At 64.5% G+C, this 23,544-nt stretch carries 19 protein-coding genes; 3 read left to right on the top strand and 16 right to left on the bottom strand.

Translation table 11 applies throughout. The features are described 5' to 3' along the window. Nucleotides 1-5: 5 nt before the first annotated feature. The 14 genes from J3A98_RS09335 to mnxG all read right to left on the bottom strand — a co-directional run bounded on the left by J3A98_RS09335 (nt 6) and on the right by mnxG (nt 18,839). Nucleotides 6-485, bottom strand: a complete 480-nt coding sequence (locus J3A98_RS09335) for a type II secretion system protein (RefSeq protein WP_176683367.1) — start codon at nt 483-485, stop codon at nt 6-8. Then, nucleotides 482-2,347: a secretin N-terminal domain-containing protein gene (locus J3A98_RS09330; protein WP_209965540.1), complete on the bottom strand. Its 1,866-nt coding sequence runs from the start codon at nt 2,345-2,347 to the stop codon at nt 482-484. The genes J3A98_RS09335 and J3A98_RS09330 overlap by 4 nt, the downstream gene beginning before the upstream one ends. Further along, on the bottom strand, nt 2,344-2,850 hold the full coding sequence (locus J3A98_RS09325) for a hypothetical protein (RefSeq protein ID WP_209965538.1): 507 nt from the start codon (nt 2,848-2,850) through the stop codon (nt 2,344-2,346). The genes J3A98_RS09330 and J3A98_RS09325 overlap by 4 nt, the downstream gene beginning before the upstream one ends. After that, on the bottom strand, nt 2,850-3,413 hold the full coding sequence (pilO, locus tag J3A98_RS09320; RefSeq protein WP_176683364.1) for a type 4a pilus biogenesis protein PilO: 564 nt from the start codon (nt 3,411-3,413) through the stop codon (nt 2,850-2,852). Before pilO ends, J3A98_RS09325 begins: the two co-directional genes overlap by 1 nt. Continuing rightward, nucleotides 3,400-3,942, bottom strand: a complete 543-nt coding sequence (locus J3A98_RS09315; RefSeq protein WP_209965536.1) for a pilus assembly protein — start codon at nt 3,940-3,942, stop codon at nt 3,400-3,402. The genes pilO and J3A98_RS09315 overlap by 14 nt, the downstream gene beginning before the upstream one ends. Before the next feature lies 1 nt (nt 3,943). After that, a complete protein-coding gene (locus tag J3A98_RS09310) occupies nt 3,944-4,723 on the bottom strand; it encodes a hypothetical protein (protein ID WP_209965533.1) in 780 nt (259 codons plus the stop codon). Further along, entirely contained in the window at nt 4,707-6,380 is a 1,674-nt protein-coding gene (locus J3A98_RS09305) for a GspE/PulE family protein (protein ID WP_176683361.1), read from the bottom strand. Before J3A98_RS09305 ends, J3A98_RS09310 begins: the two co-directional genes overlap by 17 nt. A 183-nt stretch (nt 6,381-6,563) precedes the next feature. Beyond that, the gene (locus J3A98_RS09300; RefSeq protein WP_176683360.1) at nt 6,564-7,097 is read right to left on the bottom strand and encodes a response regulator; all 534 of its coding nucleotides are present in this window, start codon (nt 7,095-7,097) and stop codon (nt 6,564-6,566) included. Between the two features lie 249 nt (nt 7,098-7,346). Further along, nucleotides 7,347-7,988 (bottom strand): SurA N-terminal domain-containing protein, encoded by a 642-nt coding sequence (locus J3A98_RS09295; protein ID WP_209965531.1) that lies wholly within the window; start codon nt 7,986-7,988, stop codon nt 7,347-7,349. A gap of 12 nt (nt 7,989-8,000) precedes the next feature. Then, nucleotides 8,001-9,491: an ABC transporter substrate-binding protein gene (locus J3A98_RS09290; protein WP_245355177.1), complete on the bottom strand. Its 1,491-nt coding sequence runs from the start codon at nt 9,489-9,491 to the stop codon at nt 8,001-8,003. A 194-nt stretch (nt 9,492-9,685) separates the two neighbouring features. After that, nucleotides 9,686-10,351 carry an SCO family protein gene (locus J3A98_RS09285; protein WP_209965526.1) on the bottom strand — a complete coding sequence of 222 codons (666 nt, stop codon included), beginning with the start codon at nt 10,349-10,351 and terminating at the stop codon, nt 9,686-9,688. Continuing rightward, nucleotides 10,348-11,004: an SCO family protein gene (locus J3A98_RS09280; RefSeq protein WP_209965525.1), complete on the bottom strand. Its 657-nt coding sequence runs from the start codon at nt 11,002-11,004 to the stop codon at nt 10,348-10,350. Before J3A98_RS09280 ends, J3A98_RS09285 begins: the two co-directional genes overlap by 4 nt. Next, nucleotides 11,001-12,977, bottom strand: coding sequence for a cytochrome D1 domain-containing protein (locus tag J3A98_RS09275; protein WP_209965522.1), 1,977 nt, complete (start codon nt 12,975-12,977; stop codon nt 11,001-11,003). Before J3A98_RS09275 ends, J3A98_RS09280 begins: the two co-directional genes overlap by 4 nt. Nucleotides 12,978-12,995: 18 nt before the next feature. Continuing rightward, nucleotides 12,996-18,839 (bottom strand): manganese-oxidizing multicopper oxidase MnxG, encoded by a 5,844-nt coding sequence (mnxG, locus tag J3A98_RS09270; protein ID WP_209965520.1) that lies wholly within the window; start codon nt 18,837-18,839, stop codon nt 12,996-12,998. A gap of 328 nt (nt 18,840-19,167) precedes the next feature. Between mnxG and J3A98_RS09265 the strand changes: the two genes are divergently transcribed. Together J3A98_RS09265 and J3A98_RS09260 are read left to right on the top strand one after the other, a co-directional pair. Beyond that, nucleotides 19,168-20,241: an enoyl-CoA hydratase/isomerase family protein gene (locus J3A98_RS09265; protein ID WP_209965518.1), complete on the top strand. Its 1,074-nt coding sequence runs from the start codon at nt 19,168-19,170 to the stop codon at nt 20,239-20,241. A 16-nt stretch (nt 20,242-20,257) separates the two neighbouring features. Next, nucleotides 20,258-21,409: an acyl-CoA dehydrogenase family protein gene (locus tag J3A98_RS09260; RefSeq protein WP_209965516.1), complete on the top strand. Its 1,152-nt coding sequence runs from the start codon at nt 20,258-20,260 to the stop codon at nt 21,407-21,409. 116 nt (nt 21,410-21,525) lie between these two features. On the opposite strand, the gene J3A98_RS09255 is transcribed toward J3A98_RS09260, so the two are convergent. Then, nucleotides 21,526-22,458 carry a LysR family transcriptional regulator gene (locus J3A98_RS09255; RefSeq protein ID WP_176683351.1) on the bottom strand — a complete coding sequence of 311 codons (933 nt, stop codon included), beginning with the start codon at nt 22,456-22,458 and terminating at the stop codon, nt 21,526-21,528. A gap of 114 nt (nt 22,459-22,572) precedes the next feature. Between J3A98_RS09255 and J3A98_RS09250 the strand changes: the two genes are divergently transcribed. Beyond that, a complete protein-coding gene (locus J3A98_RS09250) occupies nt 22,573-22,833 on the top strand; it encodes a DUF2790 domain-containing protein (RefSeq protein ID WP_004577522.1) in 261 nt (86 codons plus the stop codon). Between the two features lies 1 nt (nt 22,834). Here the strand turns inward: J3A98_RS09250 and J3A98_RS09245 are convergent, their stop codons facing one another. Continuing rightward, nucleotides 22,835-23,527 carry a tRNA (adenine(22)-N(1))-methyltransferase TrmK gene (locus J3A98_RS09245; RefSeq protein ID WP_209965514.1) on the bottom strand — a complete coding sequence of 231 codons (693 nt, stop codon included), beginning with the start codon at nt 23,525-23,527 and terminating at the stop codon, nt 22,835-22,837. Nucleotides 23,528-23,544 lie beyond the last annotated feature (17 nt).

The following is a 23,544-nucleotide window of genomic DNA, read 5'->3' as shown; positions in this document are numbered from 1 at the left end:
GGCTGTCACCATTGGCCGTAAGGGATGTTGTTCAGGCCTTTGCCGCGGGCCCTGGAATACACGTCGAACACGTCTTCGCCTTCGCGCGGGTTGTCTGGGCTGCTGTCGTAGGCGCGCAGGCCCCAGCCGCCTTCGTCTTCATCCTTTGCCGCCACCAGCGGGTCGTGCGGGATGCGCCGCAGGAAGTAGAACTTGGCGCCCTTGGCACTGCGCACATCACGCACGCCCTCTACCAGCACCTGCAGGTTCGGCGGATAGCCGCTGGCATCCAGGCGTTTCTCGATGTAGCCGGCGTCAAAGGCACGCTTGTAGGCATCGATGGCGTCGCGAATCTGGTACAGCGCCTCGCGCAGTTGCTGCTCCTTGCCGCGGCGTACCACGGTTTCGGTCAGCGGCGCGGCCATGCTGGCGAGCAGCCCGAGCAGTGCCAGGGTCAGCACCACCTCGATCAGGCTGAAGCCGTGCATGCGGCGCCGGGTGTTCATGGCCGTGGGCTCACGTTGGTCGGGACGACCGCCATCTGGCTGTCCACGACCGGTGCATCAGTGGCCGGCGCGTTACCGGGCATGTCCATCGGCGGCAGTGGCGCCATCTGGCGCACCTGCATGGCCGACTCGGTGCCCGTGGAGAACTCCATGTCCGACGGGCTCTGGTACGGCAGGTTGCGCACGATGCGCGGGGTGATCGCCAGCACCAGCTCACTCTTGCTCATGTCGTCCTTGTTGCTGCCGAACAGCCGGCCCAGGCCCGGGATGTCGCCAAGGCCGGGGATCTTGTTGCCGCTGGCGTTGTGGTCGTTGCGCACCAGGCCGGCCAGCACCTGGGTTTCGCCATCATGCAGGCGCAGGCTGGTCTGCGCGTTGCGGGTGTCGACCTGAACCGGAATGGTGCCCTGGCGCGTGGCTTCCAGCGGCGTGGCATTACTCACCTCAAGCGCCACCTTGATCGCCACTTCGTTGTTCAGGTGCACGGTGGGCTGCACTTCAAGCTTCAGACCGACGTCCAGATAGGTGACGCTCTCGGTAATGACCGGGCCTTGGGTTGACGGCACCGAGGTGGCGCTGATGATCGGTACCCGCTGGCCGATGTGGATGCGCGCCTGTTCGCGGTTGCTGACGCGGATCACCGGGCTGGCCAGGGTGTTGATGTCTTTGTCCTGGGCGTTGATCTTGGCCTGCGGCGACGGCGAAATGCTGATGCGGCCGGAGTCGATGCCCCTCAGTTGGTCAAGCACACTGACCGGTTTGCCGTCGTTGCTCAGCACGCCGAAGGTGTTGGGCCATTGCAGGCCGAGGTCAAGGATGCGCGAGGTGGCGACTTCCATCACTTCCACCTCCAGCACCACCTCGGGGTTGGACTGGTCCTGCGATTGCAGCAGCTTCTCGGCCATGCGCACGGCGTCCGGGGTGTCACGCATGGTCAGGGTGTTGAGGCGCTCGTCAACGAACACGTCGCGGGTCTTGAGCATGGTCTTGACCATGTTCAGCGCGGTGTTGGCATCGATGCTGGTCAGGTAGAAGGTGCGCATGACCAGTTCCTGGTAGTCCTTGGTCTTCTGCGGCGAGTCGGGGTAGACCATCACGGTGTTGTCGTTGACGATCTTCTGGCGCAGCTGGTTTTGTTCCAGCAGCAGCGCTATCGCGTCCTCGATGCGCACCTCGCGCACGAAGATGGTGGCCTTCATGTCCGGGCGCAGGTCCTTGTCGAAGATGAAGTTGATGCCGGCCACCTGCGACAGCACTTCGAAGATGGTCTTCAGGTTGGCATCGCGAAACTCCAGGGTGACCGGCCGCTCGAGCTTGCTGCGCAATTGCGGGTACGGCTGTGCAGTGCGTGCCTGCACGTTTTCGATTTCGCTGCGCAGGGTCATGCCCTTCTGGTTCTGCGGGTCCAGACGCAAGACTTCGCGCATGTAGCGTTCGGCACCGAACAGGTCGCCCTGGCGCAGTGCCGCCTGGCCAAGCGCGACGCGTTCGTCCAGGGTGCGGATCAGCTCCAGTTGGCGAATGCCTTCCTGGGCACGGCGGTTGTTCGGCTCCAGGGTGAGCACCCGGCCATAGCCCATGCGGGCGTTGGCGAAGTCGTGGCGGACACGGTCGCTGTCGGCCTGGGTAATCAGGGCCTCGACAGCCGCCTGGCGGCTGTGGGCCAGGGCGATGTTCAGCTCTGTGTCACGCGGGTCGTCGCGCAACGCCTCTTCCAGGCGGGCGATGCCGGCTTCGTACTGGCCCTCCTTCATCAATTGATCGCTGTCCTTGCGTACCGCGCTGGAGCCGCAACCGGCAATGGCCACGCACAGCGCAACGAGCAGAAACGGAGCAGGCTTGCACAGCTTTGACGACTTCATGGTGCGCTCCCGACAGACAAGGTCTGCGACTGGTGCAAAGGCAGGTAGACCAGGTTCAGCTCGCTGGCCGATACCCGATCGAGGCGATAGGTGTCTTCGATCACGTCGCCTTGGCGCACGACGTAGAGTTTTTCGCCGCTCTGCAGGAAGACCTGCAGGTCGTCGCGGTCACCCATGCGGCCGATGAATTCAAATGGCAAGGCTGGGGCGGTCGGAGCGGGTGCCAGTACTGGCGCGGCGACCACGGGCTGTTCGATGACCGTGGCCAGGGCTTTGGGTTGGGTCCATTGCTGGGTTGGGAACAGGTCGCGGGAGGCCTGCTCCGGCCCTTTCGCGGGCAAGCCCGCCCCTACGATGGGCGCAGCGCTTTCTGTTGCAGGAGCGGGTGTACCCGCGAAGGCCGCGACGCCATCGTCCTGGCCAAACCAATGGTCCGGCGCCCAGGCCAGTGCCGCGCTAACGCCGAGGAAGCCGGCCCAGATGACTGCACGTTGTGTGTTCATCACGACCTCGACAGGTAAAGGGTCATGCGCAGGCGGGCATTGAGCTCGCTGTCGCCGATGCGTTTGCGTTGCAGCTCAAGGTCTTCCAGCACCAGGGTCGGCAGTTGCTTGAGCAGGCCTTTGATAAAGCCGCGAATCTGCGGGTAGCTGCCGCGCACAGGCAGCACGATCTGGTAGCGGGCCAGCTCGGTCTTGGGGTCGATGCCCAACGCGTATTCACCACGGGCCAAGCTGATGCGCTCGGCGCTGGCCAGGCGGTACAGACGCTCGATCAGTTCGCTGGCCTGGGGCTGCCCGGGCAGTTGCTGTCGCAGGCTGTCGAGGGCCTGCTGCTCGGGCTGGGTCGCAATCTTCAGCTCACCCCGCTTGACACGCCCTACCTGTACGCTGGCCTGCGCTTCGGTGGCGCGTAGTTCGCGTACGCTTTGCCATTGCGGCAGCACGCCGGCACACCCCACGCCAATGGCGAGCAGGCCTACGGCTACGGCAGCCAGGCCTACCGGGCCGACAATGCGCAGGCGCTCCTGGAGGATCAGGCTGCTGAACGATTCAAGGGCGCGCATGGCCGGTCTCCCAGGTGGCGGTGAGGGTGAAGCGCACCGGGTGCTCGGGCCGCGCAGCGAGCACCTCGTGGTTGAGCAGCGACACGTCGCTGAGCTCGTGGCTGGCTTCCAGCCGCTGGTGGTACTGCAGCATCGCCTCGAGGTTGCGCGCCTCGGCAGTGATGCGCACCTGGCCCTTGCGTGCATCCGGCGTCAGACCGAGCAGCGCGACGTCGTCCTGCGGCATGGCTTCAAGCATGGCGAACAGCTGCTGCCAGGGGCGTTGCAGTTGCTGCGACACACTGCGCATTTGTGCCAGGCGCTCAGCCTGCTCCCGGCTGGCGGCGCTGTTCCTGGGTTCGGTGCTGGCCGGGCGGCGGCCCAGTTGCAGTTCCAGGCTATGGACGCTGGCTTCCAGCGCCACTTGCTCGGTCTGCAAGCGTTGCTGCAGCAGCACCAGGCCGGCGACCATGGCGCTGGCAAGGACGAGCAGCGACCAAACCAGCGGGCCGCTGCGTCGTGGCTGAAATTCCAGGTCGAGGCGGCGCATGTCAGGCCACCGCCCGCCACATGGCGCACAGCGGGTCGGCTTCGCCGGCCGGCTGGCACAGTTGCACGGCCGCCAGTTGCGGCACGTCGCAGCGGCCCGGAGCATGCAGGTACACCCGTGGCAGGTGCTCGCCGTACAGCTCACAGGTACGCTCGATCAATGCTTGCAAGGCCTGGTCGCTGTCAGCGCAGCCTTGTGCCAGCACTTGCTGCCAGGCACCGCCGGCGGCCAGCAGCAATACACTGCGGCGCGGCTCGGCCAGCACGAACAGGAAGTCACCCTGCTCCAGCTGTGACCAGCAGCGGTTGTAGGCAGCCATCAGGTATGGTTGCACCGAGCGCAGGCTCAGGCGGCTTTCCTGGCCCAGTGCCTGCAGCCGCTGCAGCAAGGCTTCGGGCAGCGCCGTGGCGATGCGGGCGGCACCGGCAGGCTCCGGTGACAGCACGATGCGCCAGTCGTCCAACGGCTGCCCGTAGAGGTTTTCGAAGCAAGCGCGGGCATAGGCGTCCAGCTCGCGAGGGTGGCCGATGGCGTCACTCCAGGGCACCAGGCAGAAACGGCTGTAGCGGGCGGACAGCAGCACCCGCAACTGCGCACCCCGCACCGCATGCTCGGCCAGCAGCGCGGCCAGCCCATCGACGGCAGCATCCCAGGCCGGTTGGGTGGCGTCGCTGCTGAACGCGCGGCTGCCCAGCCATTGGTGGTGGTTCTTGTGCCAGCGACCCAGGCCGACACCCTCGGCGCCCAATACGGCGCAGTAACGGTCAGATGAATGTGACACGGTTGATCTCCTCAAGGGTGGTGCGGCCATCGCGGACCAGGTCCAGGGCCGAGGCCCGCAGCAGGCGCAGGCCGCGCTGACAGGCAAGCGTCTTGATCTGCGCCAGCGGGCGGCGCTCCACGATCATTTGCCGCAGGTCATCATCCAGGTGCAGCAGTTCGGCAATCGCACTGCGGCCGCGGTAACCACTGCCACGGCAATGGCCGCAGCCCTTGACGCGGACGAACGTCCAGCCGGCCACCCCCTCGCGGGTCAGGCCTGAGCCATACAGGGTGTCGTCATCGTGTTCACAGGGCGTGGCGCAGTGCGGGCAGGCCAGGCGAATCAGGCGCTGGGCCAGCACCGCGTTGAGCGCGGAAACGAAGCTGTAGGGGTCGACCTGCATCTGGCTGAAGCGGCCAATCACGTCGAACACGTTGTTGGCGTGGATGGTGGTGAACACCAGGTGGCCAGTGAGCGCAGATTGCACGGCAATCTGGGCGGTGTCAGGGTCACGGATTTCGCCGACCAGGATCTTGTCCGGGTCGTGACGCAGGATCGAGCGCAGGCCGCGGGCGAAGGTCAGGCCCTTCTTCTCGTTGACCGGGATCTGCAGGACGCCGGGCAGTTGATACTCGACCGGGTCCTCGATGGTGATGATCTTGTCCATGCCATGGTTGATCTCGCTGATCATGGCGTACAGGGTGGTGGTCTTGCCGCTGCCTGTAGGGCCGGTGACCAGGATCATGCCGTAGGGTTCTGCCGCCAACCGACGCAGGGCGCGCAAGGTCTCGTCGGCAAAGCCCAAGGCTTGCAGTTGCACGCCACTGACCCGGTCGGACAAGTCCTGCTTGTCGAGCACCCGCAGCACGGCATCTTCACCGAAGATGCTAGGCATGATCGACACCCGGAAGTCGATTTGACGGTCGCCCACGGCCACCTTGAAGCGGCCGTCCTGGGGCACGCGTTTTTCGCCGATGTCCAGCTCGGCCATGACCTTGATGCGTGAGATCACCTGGTCGGCGAAGGCGCTGCCACTGGCCTTGCCTGCACCGTTGAGCACGCCGTCGATGCGGTACTTGATGGTCAGGCCCTGGCCGGTCATGCCCAGGTGGATGTCGCTGGCGTGCAGCTTGAGGGCGTCGTACAGGGTGGAGTTGACCAGCTTGACCACGCGGCTCTGATCTTCGCTGATACTGGCCAGCGACAGGCGTTGCAGCGGGTCGCTTTCGCTGCTGGCTTCAGCGTCGTGGTCAAGGGCATCGACAGCGTGGAAGCTTTCTTCATGACGGGCCAGGAAGGTGGCCAGGTCGGCGGCGTGGGCCAGGTAAAGCGGCGCGCCTTGCAGTACGTCGTCGATCCAGGCCAGGCGAGCGGGATCGAAGGGGTCGGCGAACACGCCCAGCAACTGGCCGCCCTCTTCGATCAGCACACATTCGCGCTTGAGGCACTGGGCCAAGGCCACCTTGTCGAAGCGTGGGGTGCTGGCCAGCAGGCTGTGGCTGTCGAGTACCGGGTAATGCAGGGTCAGGCCAAGGCGCCGGGTGAAGGTGTCGGGGGTGTCGCAGGCCAGGCGTTCCAGGCAGTCGAGCAGGCGCTCGTCAGTGGCTTGCAGACGGGCCTGGGCCAGCAGTTCGCGGGGGTAGGCGGAAATTTTTGCTGGGTTCTTCGCGGGCATGCCCGCTCCCACAGGTACATCACAGGTCTGTGGGCTGCATACATCCTGTGGGAGCGGGCATGCCCGCGAAGACATCGGTGCAGGCTTTGCAGATTCCGGGGTTGCATCGAATGCTTCTGGCATGGCCTGCGACTCCGCTCAGGGGCGCGTCGCAGGCTGGCTCGGCCAGGGGTGCGGGCGCCGCTATTCCCCTGTGAGCAGTTGATCGTCGTCGGGCTCCGGTGGCTTGGCGCCATTACGGCGGCGGTCGGCCAGCACCCAGCTTCCATCGTACAACTGCAGGGGGAACGATTCGTTCCTGTTCTGGCGTCGTTCGACGAACCCTTCGGCCGGATTGTCCGTAGCCCTGCGCCGGCGCTCGATGCCCAGTAGGTCGAAGATCGCACGCGCCAGCTCCACCAGTGGGAACGGCTTGAACAGGACGTGACTCACACCGAGTTCGGCGGCCCGCTCACGCACCTCGACGGTGGGGTGGGCGGTGATCAGCACGAAGTGGCATTGCCTGTTCTTGCGTACAGCCTCCAGCACCTGAAAACCTTCCATGTCGGGCAGGCGGTAATCCAGCACAACTACTTGCGGTGCCAGGCTTTCAGCCTGTTCGATACCACTGGCACCGTCGTGGGCAACATGAACTTCCAGGCCTTGCGCCTGCAGATACGCTTGCAGGTTCTGCGCAAGAGTCTGTTCGTCATCGACTACCAATACTCTGTTCACCAAGGTCGACTCCCAAATACTGCCCGGTTCCCCGGTCTGCGAAGTACGCCCTTGTAAAGACTTGAGCAGGCTTCGTGCCAGGCGTGAATAGTCATGTTGCACCACTGTAAGCAACTGATTTTACTAGGGTGCCGGCCAGTAACCGGCATACGCTGAGCAGGCGCACCGCACCCGTTCCCCACAAGCGGGGAAAATGATGGCATATTGCCAAACCTTAATTCCCCAGCATTGGGGCAAGCGCCATCAACGGGCTCAGTCGGCGATTTCCACTTTAGCGGACTCGCGCAAACGTTGGCGCACGGATTGGCGCGCCTGCGCCTCCCGCTGACCGATGAGCGTTGCCCTGGCCAAGGCCAGGCCTTGCTCGCGTATGACCGATGGATTATCACTTTGGTTCTGCGCTCCTTGCAGTCTCTCCTGATTGGCATCATAAAATGCCTCCACTTCGCCCTGGCTCGGCGCGTCGACTGCGCTGAGCAGGGCGTACACTTGCTGTGCCGCCATCTCATGCCGGGTGTATTCAGTGTACTGCGCCCTGTCGAAGCCCGCCTCTGCCAGCCGCCTTTCGAATAGCGCCGGGCTGCCAAATGCCGCTTCGATCTCGCCAACCTGCGCCGACACTTGTTCATCGCTGACAGCAATGCCTTGGCGTTGCGCTTCCTGCCACAACAGCTCCTTGTCGATCAGCTCGTCCAACACTTGGTCGCGCAGGCGTTTGTACAGGCCTGGGTTGCGGATGCTGGTCACCGCCCGCCCCTGGGCGTCCAGATACTCGCTGAAGTAGCGTTCCAGTCGCATCAACCCGATCTCGACACCATTGACCCGCGCCGCCGGCACATCGGCCCAGCTCGCCCTGGCCAGCACCAGCAACAGGCACAACCACAGGATACGCATGACAACCTCCGCTCAAGGGCTGACCGGCACTGGCCGGTAGGGGCTGACCGAAGTAAAGCGCGGCCCGGGCAGGGCCACCGCCACCACATGGGCACCTGCCATGCCTTGGCGGCGACCAGGGCCAAAGCCCAGTGCCGGGGTCAGGCCGGTGGGCACATCGTGCAGGCCTTCGAGCGCAGCGATCAGTTGCTCGCGGCTGGCATCACGACCAATCTGCTTCAGCGCTTCGCTCAGCAGGCGCAACGCGCACAGCGTATTGACCTGCAACGACGCCTGGCGCGGGTCCAGGCCCTGGCGCTGCTGCATCCCGGCGAGCGCAGCCAGGCCTTGCTCGGTCCAGTCCTCAGGCACGTAGGGGTAGGCCAGAAACAGCCGCTGCGACCACTGCGCCGGCAATCGCGCCACAGCGCCGGCTACCTGACTGGAGGCGGCGAACAGGTAGGGCTCGCGGCCGGCCTCCTGTAACGCCGCCGCCAACTCGGCAAAGGCCTGGGCGCGGCCAAGAAAGACGATACCCTGCCCGTCCACGGCCTGGCCGTCGAAAGCCAGGATAGCGGGTGGCGCCCAGCCCTGCTGTCGTAAGCGCTCGCGTACCTGCTCGGCCAAGGCTGCGTGTTCGTTACCGGCAAACACTACACGTAACTCATCCGGTGCCAGGCCCAGCGCTCCACGGGCATGCTCCGCCAGGCTCAGCAACTGCTCGGGCAAGCCAGGTAGCGGGTCGAAGATCTGTTCGCTGCCGCCGCTGCGTGGGGTGCTGCCGACCATCGGCACGTTCTGTGGCGCCAACAAGGTCGTCAGGCGCAGGTCCAGCATGGGCGCCAATGGCGCGATCAGGGCGAACACCCGCTTTTGCTCGAGCAACTGTTGCAGGGCGCGTTCGGCATTGACCGGGTCGGAACCTGGGTCTAGTACGACCAGCTCCAGGCGCCGCCCGTGAATGCCGCCTTGCTGATTGAGTTGATCCACGCCGTCTTCCAGCACGGCACGCACTACCTGCCCGGCTTCGGCCAGCGGACCGCTCGCGGGCAGCAGGGTGCCAAGGCGCAGCACGCCCTCCTCCACACCAGGGTCGCGTTCTTGGGCCAGGCGTTTGAGATAGGCGGTGAGGTTGCGCTGGTCGGCCAAGGTCAGTTCGAAGCGTGGCATGGCCGGGTCCAGGCGATTGCCAGCCGGGTCAATGCCCTGCTGGATGGCCCGCGCCAGGCTGCTGTCGGTATAGGCTGGGTAGCGACGGCCGTTGGCCTCGCGCAGGCCCTGGCCGAGTGCCAGGCGTTGCCAGTCGAGGCCGGGGGGGCGCACACCGCCTTCGGCACGGCCACGGCCGTCGTTGCCGTGGCAACTGGCGCAGGGCAGCACGCTGGCGGGGACTGTGATGTCGCTGGCGCCCACCCGGGCTTGCAATTGAGCATCGCTACTGGAAACGCCCTCGCGGTAAAGGCGTTTGCCGGCTTGTTCGTGGTCGGTCAGGTTCAGGGCCAAGGCTGAGGTCGAAGATGCCATGCCAAGCGCGCATGTGAGCCAAATCGCTAGCCCTGTGGGAGCGGCCTTGCGTCGCGAAAGGGCTGCGCAGCAGCCCCGGCAGTGGTAGCTCAAGCGCAGAAAGAGGGGAGCGCTGCGCGCTACTTTCGCGACGCAAGGCCGCTCCCACAACAGCTGATGCCACAGACGCCAATTCCCCAGGCGGCCCATGATACTCACCGACCGGCCAGCGGCTGGGTCAGCAGCTGCATGCGCTGGGCAATGGCCACTGGCGGTGCATCCGGGCGAATCTTGCTCCAGCGTTTACCTGCAACATCACCGGCAATCAGCTGCGTCGAATGCTGCTCGGGACTCGGCAGGAACTGCCCTATACGGCCAAGTACCAGGTCGACGTTGGCCTTGTCGCCAGTCAGGAACAACCAGTTCGGCCCATCCACCCCCTGCTTGGCGGCGAACGCCTTCAGCACCTCGGGGGTGTCGTTCAGCGGGTCACTGCTGATCGACACGAAGGTCACCTGGCCGGCCAGCGCTGGCCCCATGGCCTCGCGCACCTCGCGCAGCTTGCGGGTAATCAGCGGGCAGGCATCGGTGCAGTGGGTGAAGATCACGTTAAGCATCACCACCTTGTCCTTGAGCACGTCACTGTAAAAGCGCAGCTCGCGGCCATTCTGGTCCTTCAGCACGGTGTCGGTGAACCAGGTCTTGGCGTCGCGTGTACCGCCACCACTGGCCATCGCCTGCGGTGCCGGCTGCGGCTCGGGGGGTTGCGGCGAATGGCCTTCGTGGGCGAACGCCACCGACGTGAGGATCCACAGGCAGCCACCCAGCACCAGCCAGTCGAAAGCACGCATGCCAGCGCGGTGGGCGGTAGCAGTGCTCATGGTTGCACCTCGTGATGGTCGGCGATGGCGGTGCTCTTGGCATGTACCCGGCGGGCACTGAGGCGGTTGATCTCCTCGATCAATACAGCCGGGTCGGTGAAGCCGTAGTAACGCGTCCAGTGCCCGCTACGCCCGTCACCCACCAGTATCAGCGGCGGGTGCTGGCTAAGGTCGGCGTTGAAGCTGCCCAGCCCTTTCAGGGTTTCGGTGATGGCGTACGGGGTACCGGTCAGCCAGCTCCAGCCCGGTCCTTTCTGGAATGCCTTGGCATAATTTTGCAGGCGCTTGGCGTCGTCACGCTGGGGGTCAACACTGATCGACACCATGCGGACCTCCTCGCCTACCCGGCCGCCCAGTTGCTGCTGGACCTTGCCCATGATCGACGACACCACCGGGCATACCGTGGTGCAACTGGTGTAAATGAAGCCCATGACCACCAGATGGTCATTCACCAGGTCTTTCTCCAGGCGTACCGGCATGCCGTCCTGGTTCAGCAGGGAAACATCGGCAAAGCGCACGCTGGTCTTTTCCTGATGCGCCGCCGGCGGTTGCCCGGCGTGGCCGTCATGGTCGTGACCGGCGTGGGCCATTACCAGGTTGCTGGCAAATGCCAGACTCAAAGCCAACAGTGTGCAAGCATGCTTGGCGTTCATCGCACATTCCTCACGTCAGTCTGGGAAGCATTGGTTGCAGCAGCCGGCAGGACGCGCAGGCTGGTGTAGTTTTCTTCGGCAAACTTGCGCCCCAACGAGGGCGACTGCACATGCAGGTACCAGGCACCGGCCTCAGGCAAGTTCAGCGCCGCCTGGTAGACCCCCTCACCCACCTCTTGCAGCTGCAGGTTGCGCGGCATCGACGATGGCGCCAGGAAGTAGCGCAGGCTCAGGTCGTTCAGGCCCAGGCGCGGCTGCCCGTCGTCACCGACAATCCGTACTCGCGCGGTGAAGTCGCTGTGCTGCGGCAGCGGCTGGTCGAGGCCGATGAACTCGGCACGCGCGCCTTTGCGTTCGCTGGTATTGGCCCCTGCGGCCACCTCGGTGCTGAAGCAATGAATGATTTGCGGCTGGTTGAGCAGGAAGGCAACGTCGAACTTGCCGGCAGCGGGCAGCTTCACCGTCGAGCCATACACTCCAGGTGCCACTTCGCGCAGGCTGCGGTCAACGACGAGGGCGGCGCGGGCCTGGTGGCCGCGGTTGTTGTAGCTGGACATCGGCGCATTCATGCCTTCGGTGTAGAAGTAGGTGTTGTTGTCCACCGGGTTGACCACGAACACCGAATTGTCATCACGCGATACCGACAGCCCTTGGGCCAGTGGCAGGTCACCGGCCTGGCGCGGCGCTGCCGGGCCGGCCTCGAAGCTTTGCACGATTGGCGAGCGCCCCTCTCCCAGGCTGGCCAGATTGATCATGCTCACTCTCGGTGAGGCCAGGCCCCGCACGTAGGCATAGCCTTTGGTGAACGTCAGCTGGTACGGTTCGGCCGCCACCGGAACGTGGTGGATCAGCTTGTCGGTACTGGCGTCTATGACCAGGGCCTGGTTCTCCAGAGTATTGAGCACGATGCCGTAGCGGCCATCCTGACTGAAGCGCATCGGACCCAGGCCCTGCTCGGCCTGGACCGTGTGGCGCAACTGGTGGCTGCGGGCATCGAACACCCTTACGCTGCCCTCCTCGCCATCGACCACGTACACGGCCTGGGACAGCGCCGAATAGCTGACCGACAGCGGGTGCGGGCCCACCTTGATGGTCTTGGCCAGGCGCATTTCCGGGATGTCGATGACGCTCAGGGTACCGCTGTCGCGATTGCTGACGTAGGCATAGCGCGAGTCGGCGCTGAAGGCGATTTCGTGGTGCCCGGTACCGGTGTTGAAGTGTTTCAGGACGCTGCGCCCCGGCACGTCGATCACTGTTACCCCGCCTTTGGCCGGGTCGCTGCTGTTGTTGCCGACCCACAGCCGAAGCTGGTCCGGTTGCAGGGCCACGCGCAGCGGCTGGTCACCGGCATCCAGGTCGGCCACGCGGGTGAAGGTCTCGGTATCGATCACCGAAACCTTGCCCCGCTCTGGTATCGACACGAAAACCTGCTTGTCATCGCTGATGGCCGCCCAGTCCATGGGCCGGCCTGGCAGCTCGATGCGGGCCATGGTGCTGGTCACGCCCCCCACCGACACCGTCGGGTCGATCACGGTGAGGCTGGCGTCATTGTTCAACATCAGCAAGAAGTAGCTGTTCAGGTCGAGCAGCGGCCGGGCCCCGATGCTGCTCTTGAGAAACAGCGCAACCCGCGCCTTGCAGCTCTGCTCGCGGTCCCCCGCCGGGGCCGACTGCACAGGGTCGATCCAGGCCCCCGGGGCCATGCCCGACAGCGGTTGACCACTGGTCTGGTCGCTGAGCTTGAAGCGGATGTTGGCGAAATCGCCCTCCTTCAGTTCCCCTCCGGCCAATGGCCGGGCCTCGAACTCCACGGTTACGCCGTCCCGGCTGAGCCGATGCAAGGCCTGCGGATTGGCCCGTTCCTGCAACAGCTCGCGCGGGTCGCACCATAGCTTTTCGTACGCCACGCCCAGGCCGATCAGCGCCACCCCCAACACTACCCCCAGGTAAGCAGGGCGAGTCTTTTTGTTCATGCTCGCGTTCCCCTTCCGTCACTGCGCCGGGGCCGTTGCCGGCGGCGCTTCGTTGGTCACCCGCAAGATCCCCCACAGCCCCGAAAGGTTGCCGTAGGCGGCGTAGTCGCGGAACAGGTAGTCACCCGCCACCGCGTTGGCACCGCCGGCACTCGGCAGCATGAAGCTGAAGTGCGCCGCTGGCAGTACGCTTTCCTGCGCGCCGATGTACATGGCCATCGGGTTGTAGCCAAAGCGCACCGAACCGATACCAGGCATGCTCATCGGGTAACCGTCCGCATCGCTCTTCTCGGCCTGGTAGTTGTGCAGCGGCCATACGTGCCCGTCCAGTTGGTAGACCATGCCGCGGCTGCCACCACTGGGCATCACGATATGGTTGCGCACCGGTTGCCCTGGCTTGGCGTACAGCACCGGGGTTTGCGGGTCGCCACCGACCAGGGCGTTGGCGTAGGCCATGTGGGCGTTGGGTACATCACCAAAGCCCAGGCCATTGGCGCGGCCGAATGGCGAGTCGGGCGCCATGCCGAAGCGCAGCCACAACGGTTCGGTCTTGTAGTTGACAGCCATGTTGCCGTTGTCTTGCGGGTCACCGGCAGCGCCGTTGCCTTCAACATTGATACCTTCTACCGGACGACCGTCGGCCCAGCGCATGTTCAGTGCGCGCTGCCACACCGTGACGAAGTCGCGGTAGTCCGGCTGGCCACTGACCTTCACCGTGGCCTGGGTACGGGTCGCAGTATCCTCGGTCCAGGTGGCGGTTTGCGGCAGGATGCTCATGGCACCCACCAGACCTTTCTGCGGCTGTTTGATGAAGTCTGACGGGGTCAGGTTGAGGCCACCGAACTCGATAGGCGTGGTCTTGATGTTGTCCACTGTGCGGCCCAGTTGCGACACCGGTTTGCCTTCACGCTCCAGGTGGCCGGCGTAGTACTGGTACTCCTTGGTAGGGTAAGCGCCGCTGGTGCCGGCACGCGGTGGCACGGTCTGCACCGGGTTCAGGCCAACGTTGGCACCGTCGGACTTGGTGATGTCGTAGGCCAGCAGCTGCGCATGCAGGCCCACGTGGCTGGACGGCCGCATCAGGTTGTTGGCAAACGCGGTGGAGCCTTCGCTGTCGAAGCGGTCACGCTTGACCACGTTGTGCATCACTGCAGTGCTCGACAGGTCTGGCATCACCAGTGGCAAGCGGTTCTCCAGGGTGATGCTGATGCAGTCGCCGGCATTGGCGCGCAGTACCAGGGGCTCTACCGGAACACCCGGCTTGAGCTTGCCGGTGGTGGCATCGAGGTCAGCCTTGCGCACGTACAGGATCGCGGTCGGGTCATGCAGCGGCGCACTGTGACCACCGATGGTGAAGGTCGCCCCATCTTCAGGGTCTACCCCACTGACCAGCGGGATGGCGGTTTTGCGGCTATTGAACACCAGGGTGCCACCGTCGGCCTTGAGCGCGCCTCCGACATGCTGGCCGATGCCCGCCGGGTCATTGATGCTGACGCCGTTACGGTTTTCGAGGATGTCGTTGGCCAGCGCCGCGACGATCTCGTAGTTGCGCTTGACCGTGGTGCGGGTGCCGATGCCGTTGGGGTTGGCCGTGGTTTTCGGGCAGATGCCGTTGAAGTTCACGGTGTTGCGCATGGCCACCGGCTGCGGGTTGTTGGGCAGCGGGAACAGGTCGGCACGCTGCGCGGTGTAGTTGCGCATGATGCCCCAGATACCGTTCCAGTAGCCTTCCAGGGCGGCGTCCAGCGAGTACAGGTAGTCGCCGTTGGTGGCTGCCGAACTGGAGATCATCGACACCGGCGCCATGAAGCCCAACTGCTCGGAGATGCCGATCATTTGCGACGATTTCCAGCCCGAGTTGGAGCTGTTGCCAAAGCCAGAGCCATTCTGCAGCCATTTCACGCCGTGCAGGGTGACGTTGTGCTCCTCTTCGTGGCCTCCGGCGTGCATGCGCAGGCGCACGTTGTCACCGGAGTAGGTACGCAGCAACGGGGTGAACGGGTCGCCCGGCTCGGCGCCAGCCGTGTTGATATGTGGCGGGAACAGCGTGGTGCCGCCGGTGGGGCCGACCGCTGAGGTGATCGCCGATGGCGACAGGTTCATCGCCGGGATAGCGCGGTCGGTACGGGTTTGCAGGGCATAGCTGAGGTCGCCGGCCAGGCCGTCGGCCTGCATGCCACGCTTGCCGTCCGGGCCAACCTTGTTCGGGTCATACACGCGCAGGGCCAGGGGCTCGTTACGGTAGTTGACGACGAACATCCCCGGGTCATCCACCGAGATCGCCTGCGGGCATGGCCGGCTTGGGCAGCCAGGGTTGATCCCACCACGTTCCTCGACGATGGCCTCAAGCAGGCTCGACGCCTTGCCACGCACGGGCGGGTTGATGGCGTAGCGGAAGCTGTCGGCGGTGGCCGGGTACGACTGGGCATTGGGAATGCCGTCCGGCCCGGCACCAACGTACACGCCGGCTTCATAGGCATGCTGGAAGTCGCTGTACTCCAGGAAGAACTCGCGGTAGCTGTCGTTCTTGCCGTCGCCATCGTGGTCGCCGGTCTGGATCACCGCCTGCCACGAGGTCGGGCCGCCGTCCTGGCGCGTGGCCGGGTTGTACAGCTGCTCGCCGGTTTCGGCGTGGTACCAGGTGGAGCCGGCCGGTTCGGCCAGCACGGTGGCATACAGGCCCACTTGCTGGTGGGTCGATGGGCCAAGGTGGTCATGGGTGAAGATGGTGCCCAGGCCACGGTCGACGTTATGCACGTTCACCAGCGGGTCGGCGAACCAGCGCTGCATGGCTGTACGTGCGCCCAGCCAGTCGGCGCGGCCAAAGCGGCCGAAGTACGGGTGCTGCCTGGCTTTCGGGCAGGCAGCGGTGCCATCGCGGCTATCCCCTTCGGTGCAACCGTTATAAGTGCGAATGGCATGCACACGCTCGACCACGCTACCGGGCGAAAGAATGCCGTCTTCGTAGTTCCAGCCGTTGGCCGAGCCGTCGGCGGCGGTCAGGTCCCATTTGGGCAGGTGGATGTGCTGGCCGATCACGTCGGTCGGGGTGCGCACCTGGTAATCGTCCATCTCATAGATGTTCGGGATCAGGTTGGTGTGCTGGTACATCGCGCAGTCGAAGGTGTTCATGCGCATCACCAGCGGCTCTGGCGGGCGCTGCTTGGTAATGACCGGCCAGGCGTCCTCCCACAGGGCGATGATGCGTGCCTGCGGGAAGTGGTAGCCCACTTTGTTGTACACCGCGTCGAACTGGATATTGGCCCCTTTGTAGATGCGTGGGCGGTCGGCAGTGAAGGCCGAGGCGCCACGGAAGTTCACACCCGTCAGGCTCTCTCCACTGTTGAACTCACCGACCCCGGAGGACTGCGTCAGGCGTTTTCCACGGTCATCCATGCAGGGCTCGTAGTACGGCGCACCCGCAGTCGGCAAGGCGCCGTTGGTGCGGAACGCCTTGGCCACTGGCTGGTTACCGGGGATCAGTGCATAGCTGGGGTGTTCACCCATGGCGTGGAACTGCATGGCTGCCTGCTCGACATCGGTGCCCTCTTCAGGCAGGTAGATGGGCTTGGCCTTGTGCACGACCTTGGTGAAGTCCAGTTTGGTGGTGGTGGTATCCGCTACACCACCGGCGGACACACCGTCCAGTGCATGGCGGCCAAGGCCGCCGTCCCAGCCATCGACCTGGTTCGCATCCAGGTTGGCCCACAGGGCTTTACCGCTGTCTTTCAGTTGCCGGGCCAGGGCCGGGTCGAGCATGTCCAGGGGCGGGGTTGGCGGGCGATTGCCGACGCTGCTTTCCATACCGCCGATCCAGAACGGGTAGCCTGGGTTTTTCAACGTGCCGTCGGCGTTGCGGTTGGCCTCGGTGCGGTCGACCAGCGCCAGCGAGCCCACGGCCTTGCGCACGGGCGCCTCACTGGCGTAGTCGTCATCATCCTCGTCTTCGTGGTCATCATCGTTGGCGGCAACCAACGCCTCGGAGAGCTTGGGCACGACCACGACTTTGCCGGGCATGGGCGCCATTGCCTTGCCGGGCAACGGCACGATGGCCGGAATAGGCGTACCGGCAATGATCTCGCCATCGGGCAGGGCCCGGGCGCCAACGGCCGGCTTACCGCTGCGCAGGGCGAACGGGGTACTGTGGAAGCCATTCTCGCCCTGCCCGCTTACCTCCAGGCGCGTGCCTTCTTCGAACACGTCATGTACCCGCCACATGGCCCACATGCCCTGGGCGAAGTGCGGGTAGAAGTGACAGTGGTAAATGGCATCACCGGCAACACGGTTGCGGTTGCCCGATCCACCGTTGGCGATTTCGTAGGTGTAGCCGACGCCAGCGCCGATGCCTTGGGCATCGATGTAGTCGGAGTTGTCGTCATTGGGGTTGAACAGCCACTGGTGGCCGTGCAAGTGGAAGATGTGCTGCTCGTGCCCGTTGTGGGTGTTGCGGAACTTGGTGAAGTCACCGATATAGCTGTGGTGCACGTTGGCAGGCTCTGAGGGGTAAAGGGCCATGCTGGCCTTGACCCCGACGGCACTGGCCGGCGGCACTTCGCCCGGGCGGATGTGTTCCAGGCCGACGTTTGCCGGTACATCCACCAGGGTGCCGATATCGCCAACCGTGTGGGCGCTGAGGAAGAACTCTTCATAGGCGCACGACAGGCAATCGTGCATCGGGCCCACCCCCAAGCGGTTGGCCACCACTTCGGCGCCCATGCCACCAGAACCGTAATTGATCATGAACGAATCGCGCGTAGGCTCCAGCACATGGCCCATCACCGGGTCGGCCCAATAGCCAGGGAAGGCTTGGGTACCGGCAACCTCGTCGGCGAACTGCGAGGCGAAATCACGGAACGCCTCCAGTCGGTTGGGCAGCGCCGGGTTGCGTTTGCCCGTGCTTTCCAGCGGGTAAGTAGAGCTGGGGAAGCTGCCGTCGGGGTTGGGCCCCATGACGATGGCATCGGTCTCGCTGCTGATGATCTCGTTGCCGTTGACCATGGCAATGATCGGCTTGCCGGCCTTGCCTTCGGCGATCCACGGCTCGACCTGCGGATAACGGGCTTCGTAGTCGATCACGGGCTGGCCGGTGGCGGTTCGACCGGTGGTGGCCAGGCGCATTTCTTCTTCAGTGAGGGTATTGCGGTAGGTACGGCCCAGTTTGGGCACCACTACCACCTGGCCGAACAGGCCATTGGAAACGTTGCCCGCCGTGCCCTCGCCGCCGAATGTAGCGGCTTTGCTGGTGGCGGCAAAGGCGCCTTCGCGCTCGGCATACAAGGTGTAGCTGCGGGTGCTGCCGGGGCTGACGAAGAAGTTGCCGTTGCGCCCGGTATAGGCGGAAATATCGGCAATGCTGTTCACCGCCTGCATGCCGTTGACCTGGAAGCCGACCATGCGCTCGGCCACCTGCTCGTCGGCGACAAAGCCTTCGCCGCCTTCGTTTTCAACCTCCGGCCCCTCTTCCTCACCCTCGGGCTCTTCGGCCTCGATGCCATGCTTGTTGGGGTTGGCCTGGTAGGCCAGCAGGTTGCTCAGGTTGACCGTGAGGCAGTCACCGGCCGCCACGCGCAGCACAATAGGCCGCGGGCGCTTGTCCGGGCGCAGGGTGACCTTGCCCGGCACGGCGGCCCCGCCCATGCTCAGCGGGACGAGCTTGTCGTCCACCACATCCTCGCGCAGGGCAAACATCATGCCGTTGGCGTTCTGCGCGCCTAGGCGGTTGAACATCAGTGGCTGATCCAGTGCCACCACGTTGGCGACCAGAGTGCGCTGGCACTGCACAGCCGCCTCGCTGGTTGCTTCCCAGCCAAGCAAGGCCAGTACGAGTGATGACACGATGGGGCCTTTGAGCGGCGTCGACATGCTGCACCTCCGGGACACAGGATCTCTGTGGGGAGCTGGAGCAAGGTGTGTGCCAGAAGAAAAATTTCATATCCGTCAGCAACTTGCGATGTCAACCGAATCAGGTTGGGGAGGATCCCCCAGCGGGTTCCCCCGAATCGGGGGGCGAAATCCCGTGAGGGTAAAGGCTACGCCCCAGGCGCGCGCTGGCCTCGCACAAGGTAAAAACGCACGGTACCCTTGCACAATTGTCGATTGTACAAGGCAAATTCGCATGCCAGGATCCAGCGATCCTCCAGCGAACTCCAGACTTCACTTGGAAAATCAATAACAAAGCAGGGAGAACGCAATGACTGCGCACGCTCATACCCCGGCAGCAACCGACCACGTACTGGCCGAGGTCCGCAACCAGATCGGCCACCTGACCCTGAACCGCCCGGCCGGTCTCAATGCCCTGACCCTGGACATGGTGCGCAGCCTGCGTCAGCACCTGGATCAGTGGGCCGACAACCCGCACGTGCACGCCGTGGTCCTGCGCGGCGAAGGCCCCAAGGGGTTCTGTGCCGGTGGCGACATCCGCTCGTTGTACGACAGCTTCAAGGCCGGCGACACGCTGCATGAAACCTTTTTCGTCGAAGAGTACGCCCTCGACCTGGTCATCCACCGCTACCGCAAGCCAATACTGGTGGTGATGGACGGCTTCACCCTCGGTGGCGGCATGGGCCTGGCCCAGGGCTGCGACCTGCGCGTGGTCACCGAGCGCAGCCGGCTGGGCATGCCCGAGGTCGGCATCGGCTACTTCCCGGACGTAGGCGGTAGTTACTTCCTCTCGCGCATCCCCGGCGAGCTGGGCATCTACCTGGGTGTCAGCGGTGCCCAGATCCAGGCGGCCGACGCCTTGTATTGCGGCCTGGCCGACTGGTACCTGGCCAGCGACCAGCTCGCCGCCTTCGACCAGGGCCTCGACCAGCTCGACTTCAGCGACCACCCGCTCAAGGACCTGCAAAACCTGCTGGCCAGGCTCGGTACCCAGGTACTGGATGATGCGCCACTGGAAAAGTTGCGCCCGGCCATCGACCACTTCTTCGCCCTGCCCGACCTGCCAGCCATCGTCGAGCAACTGCGTGCGGTGAGCCTTGGCGACAGCCACGCCTGGGCGGTGGCCACCGCCGATCAGCTGGAAACACGCTCGCCTCTGGCCATGGCGGTTACGCTGGAGATGCTGCGCCGAGGGCGCGAGCTGGGCATTGACGACTGCTTTGCCATGGAACTGCACCTGGACCGCCAGTGGTTCCAGCACGGCGACATCATCGAAGGCGTGCGTGCCCTGATCATCGACAAGGACAAGCAGCCCCGCTGGAACCCGCCGACCCTGGCCGCGCTGCAAAGCCAGCGGGTCGAACAATTCTTCGAAGGCCTGTGAGCCCGGGAGTACACAGATGCAAGACCTCGAACTGAGCGAAGAACAGATCATGATCCGCGACATGGCCCGGGACTTTGCCCGTGGCGAGATCGCACCCCATGCCCAGGCCTGGGAAAAGGCCGGCTGGATCGATGATGGCGTGGTGCGCAAGATGGGCGAACTGGGCCTGTTGGGCATGGTGGTGCCAGAGGACTTCGGCGGCAGCTACACCGACTATGTCGCCTATGCCCTGGCCGTGGAAGAGATCGCCGCCGGCTGCGGCGCCACCGGGGCGATGATGAGCATCCACAACTCGGTAGGTTGCGGCCCGCTGCTGGCCTACGGCACCACCGAACAGCAACAGCAGTGGCTGCCACGCCTGGCCAGCGGCGAGGTGATTGGCTGCTTCTGCCTGACCGAACCACAGGCTGGCTCCGAGGCGCACAACCTGCGCACCCGCGCCGAACTGGTGGATGGCCAGTGGGTCATCAACGGTGCCAAGCAGTTCGTCAGCAATGCCCGCCGTGCCGGCCTGGCGATCGTCTTCGCAGTGACCGACCCGGAGCTGGGCAAGAAAGGCCTGTCGGCGTTCCTGGTGCCCACCGACAACCCTGGGTTCAAGGTTGACCGCAGCGAACACAAGATGGGCATCCGCGCCTCCGACACCTGCGCGGTCACTTTCGACAACTGCCGCATTCCTGCCGCCAATATCCTCGGTGAGCGTGGCAAGGGCCTGGCCATTGCCCTGTCCAACCTCGAAGGCGGCCGTATCGGCATTGCCGCCCAGGCCTTGGGCATCGCCCGCGCTGCATTCGAAGCGGCGCTGGTCTACTCACGTGAGCGCATACAGTTTGGCAAGCCGATCAATGAACACCAGAGCATCGCCAACCTGCTGGCCGACATGCAGGTGCAGGTGAACGCCGCGCGTTTGCTGATCCTGCATGCCGCCCGCCTGCGCAGCGCCGGCAAGCCGTGCCTGTCGGAAGCGTCACAGGCCAAGCTGTTCGCTTCGGAAATGGCCGAGCGGGTGTGCTCGATGGCAATCCAGGTGCATGGTGGGTATGGTTATCTGGAAGATTACCCGGTGGAGCGCTATTACCGGGATGCGCGGATTACCCAGATCTATGAAGGGTCGAGCGAGATCCAGCGGATGCTGATTGCGCGGGAATTGAAGCACTATCCGCTGTAACGCAAAGGCAGCGCGGTTTTTGGGGGAGCGGGCGACGCGGTGGCTGGCACCGGCTTTGCCGGTGTTCGCGGGCGCGCCCGCTCCCACCGGGATGTATCAGCGGCAAACTTCTCGCCTCAGCGCCAATACCGCGTATCATCCACCACCCTGGCATGCCCCTCGAACAGCGCCGGCAGTTGCTCCTTGAGGTAGTCGATCCAGGTGCGCACCTTGGCGTCCAGGTAATGGCGTGACGGATACATCGCATACAGCGCACTTTCCCGCAGCCGATACGGTGCCAGCAACCGGCACAAGCGCCCCTGCCCGATCGCCTGGCTGGCGGTGTAGAACGGCAGCAGGCCAATGCCCATGCCCAGCTCGCTGGCCACCAGCATGGCGTCGGCGACGTTGGTAGAGAAACTGTCGTTCGGGGCAATCACGCACTGGTCAACCCCTTGCGGGAACACCCAGTCACCTTCGTACATCGGGTAAGCCATGCGCAGGCAGCGATGGCCGTGCAAGTCTTCCGGGCGCTCCGGTACACCGTGGGTATCCAGGTAACCGGGGGCCGCGCAGGGGATGCTGAAAATGTTGCCCAGCGGCACAGCGATCAGCTGCGAATCCGGCAGCGCACCATCCACAGTGATCACCACGTCATGCCCTTCGGCCAGCGGGTCGGGGTTGCGCTGCGACAGCGTCAGCTCGATCACCACTTCCGGGTATAGCGTGTTGTAGCCGGCCACCAGCGGCATCAGCAACAGCCCCATGCCGTGTGGGCAGTGCAAACGCAGATGGCCGCGAGGCGTGAGGTGCGCCCCTCGCGCTTCGCCCACGGCTTCTTCGGTCAGCAGCATGATCTGCCGCGCACGCTCCAGAAACCGCTCACCCGCCTCGCTCATGCGCAAGCGCCGGGTGGTGCGGTGCAGCAGGCGGGTCTGCAGCTGGTTCTCCAGCTCGGCAACGATGCGCGAAACCTGCGCTGCAGAAATATCCAGAGCATTGGCAGCTGCAGCGAAGCTGCCACATTCCACCACCCGGGTGAAGGTACGCATGGCATGCAGCATGTCCATGAAGGGGTGCTCCTTATTGTTGCGTTAAAAGCAGGAATCTATCACGGTTTAGCCCATTTATTGTGGATGACAAATGAATAGATCATTAGCCATCCATTAAAAAAGGAGCCTGTCATGAAACGCTCGATCACTGTCCTTGCCATTGCCGCTGCCTTCGCCTCGTTCGGTGCTTTTGCCGATGCCGGCAACAACCAGCCCGTCAGCAGCCAATATGAATACGGCATGCCGCTGGACGTGGCCAAGGTCATCTCCATCACCCCGGCCAGTAACGCCGCCGACTGCCAGGTGGGCACCGCACACATGGTGTACGTCGACCATCAGGGCCAGAAGCGCGAAATCGACTACCGGGAAATGGGCAACTGCTCGCAGCAGTGAGTCAGGCCAGTACCTGAGTGATCCAGCCCACCTGCTGATTGAAATCGTCGATCTTCGCCTGAGGCACCGCATCGCGGGCCCGCTGGAAATTGGCCAGGGTCTGCTGCTTCTGCCGCAGCATGCGCCGCCACTTGACCACAAACGCCTCGCTTTTTTCCTGCATCAGCACGGGGCCGAAGTACAGTTGTTCAGCGCTATACACCCCCCTGCCCGGCTCAGCGACGATGATCTCGTAATCGAAGCGGTTTTCCCGCAGCAGCTCTTCGCTGACGATCTGGTAACCATTGCCCGCCAGCCACTGGCGCAGTTCGCGCTCACCGCCATTGGGCTGCAGTACCAGGCGAGTGACGCCGCCAAGGCGCAGCTTGCCGGCCTCGAGTATCTCGCACATGGTGTCGCCGCCCATCCCGCAGATGCTCACCACCGAGATACGGTCTTGCGGCTCGACCGCTGCCAGCCCATCGGCCAGGCGCACGGTGACCCGCTCTTGCAGGCCGTTTTTGCGCACATTGCGCTGGGCCGAGGCGAACGGCGTCTGCGCCACCTCACCCGCCACAGCGGCCTCGAGCACGCCACGCAGCATCAAGGCCACCGGCAGGTAGCCGTGGTCCGAGCCAATGTCGGCCAAGCGCGCGCCCTGCGGTACATGGGCGGCCACGCGCTCCAGGCGCCTGGACAAAGTCTGTTCGTTCAACGTAAACCCCTGGTTTT

The organism is Pseudomonas sp. BP6, from assembly GCF_017875935.1.
Taxonomy (GTDB): Bacteria; Pseudomonadota; Gammaproteobacteria; order Pseudomonadales; family Pseudomonadaceae; genus Aquipseudomonas; species Aquipseudomonas putida_Y.
This window is presented reverse-complemented; position numbering and strand designations above follow the sequence as displayed.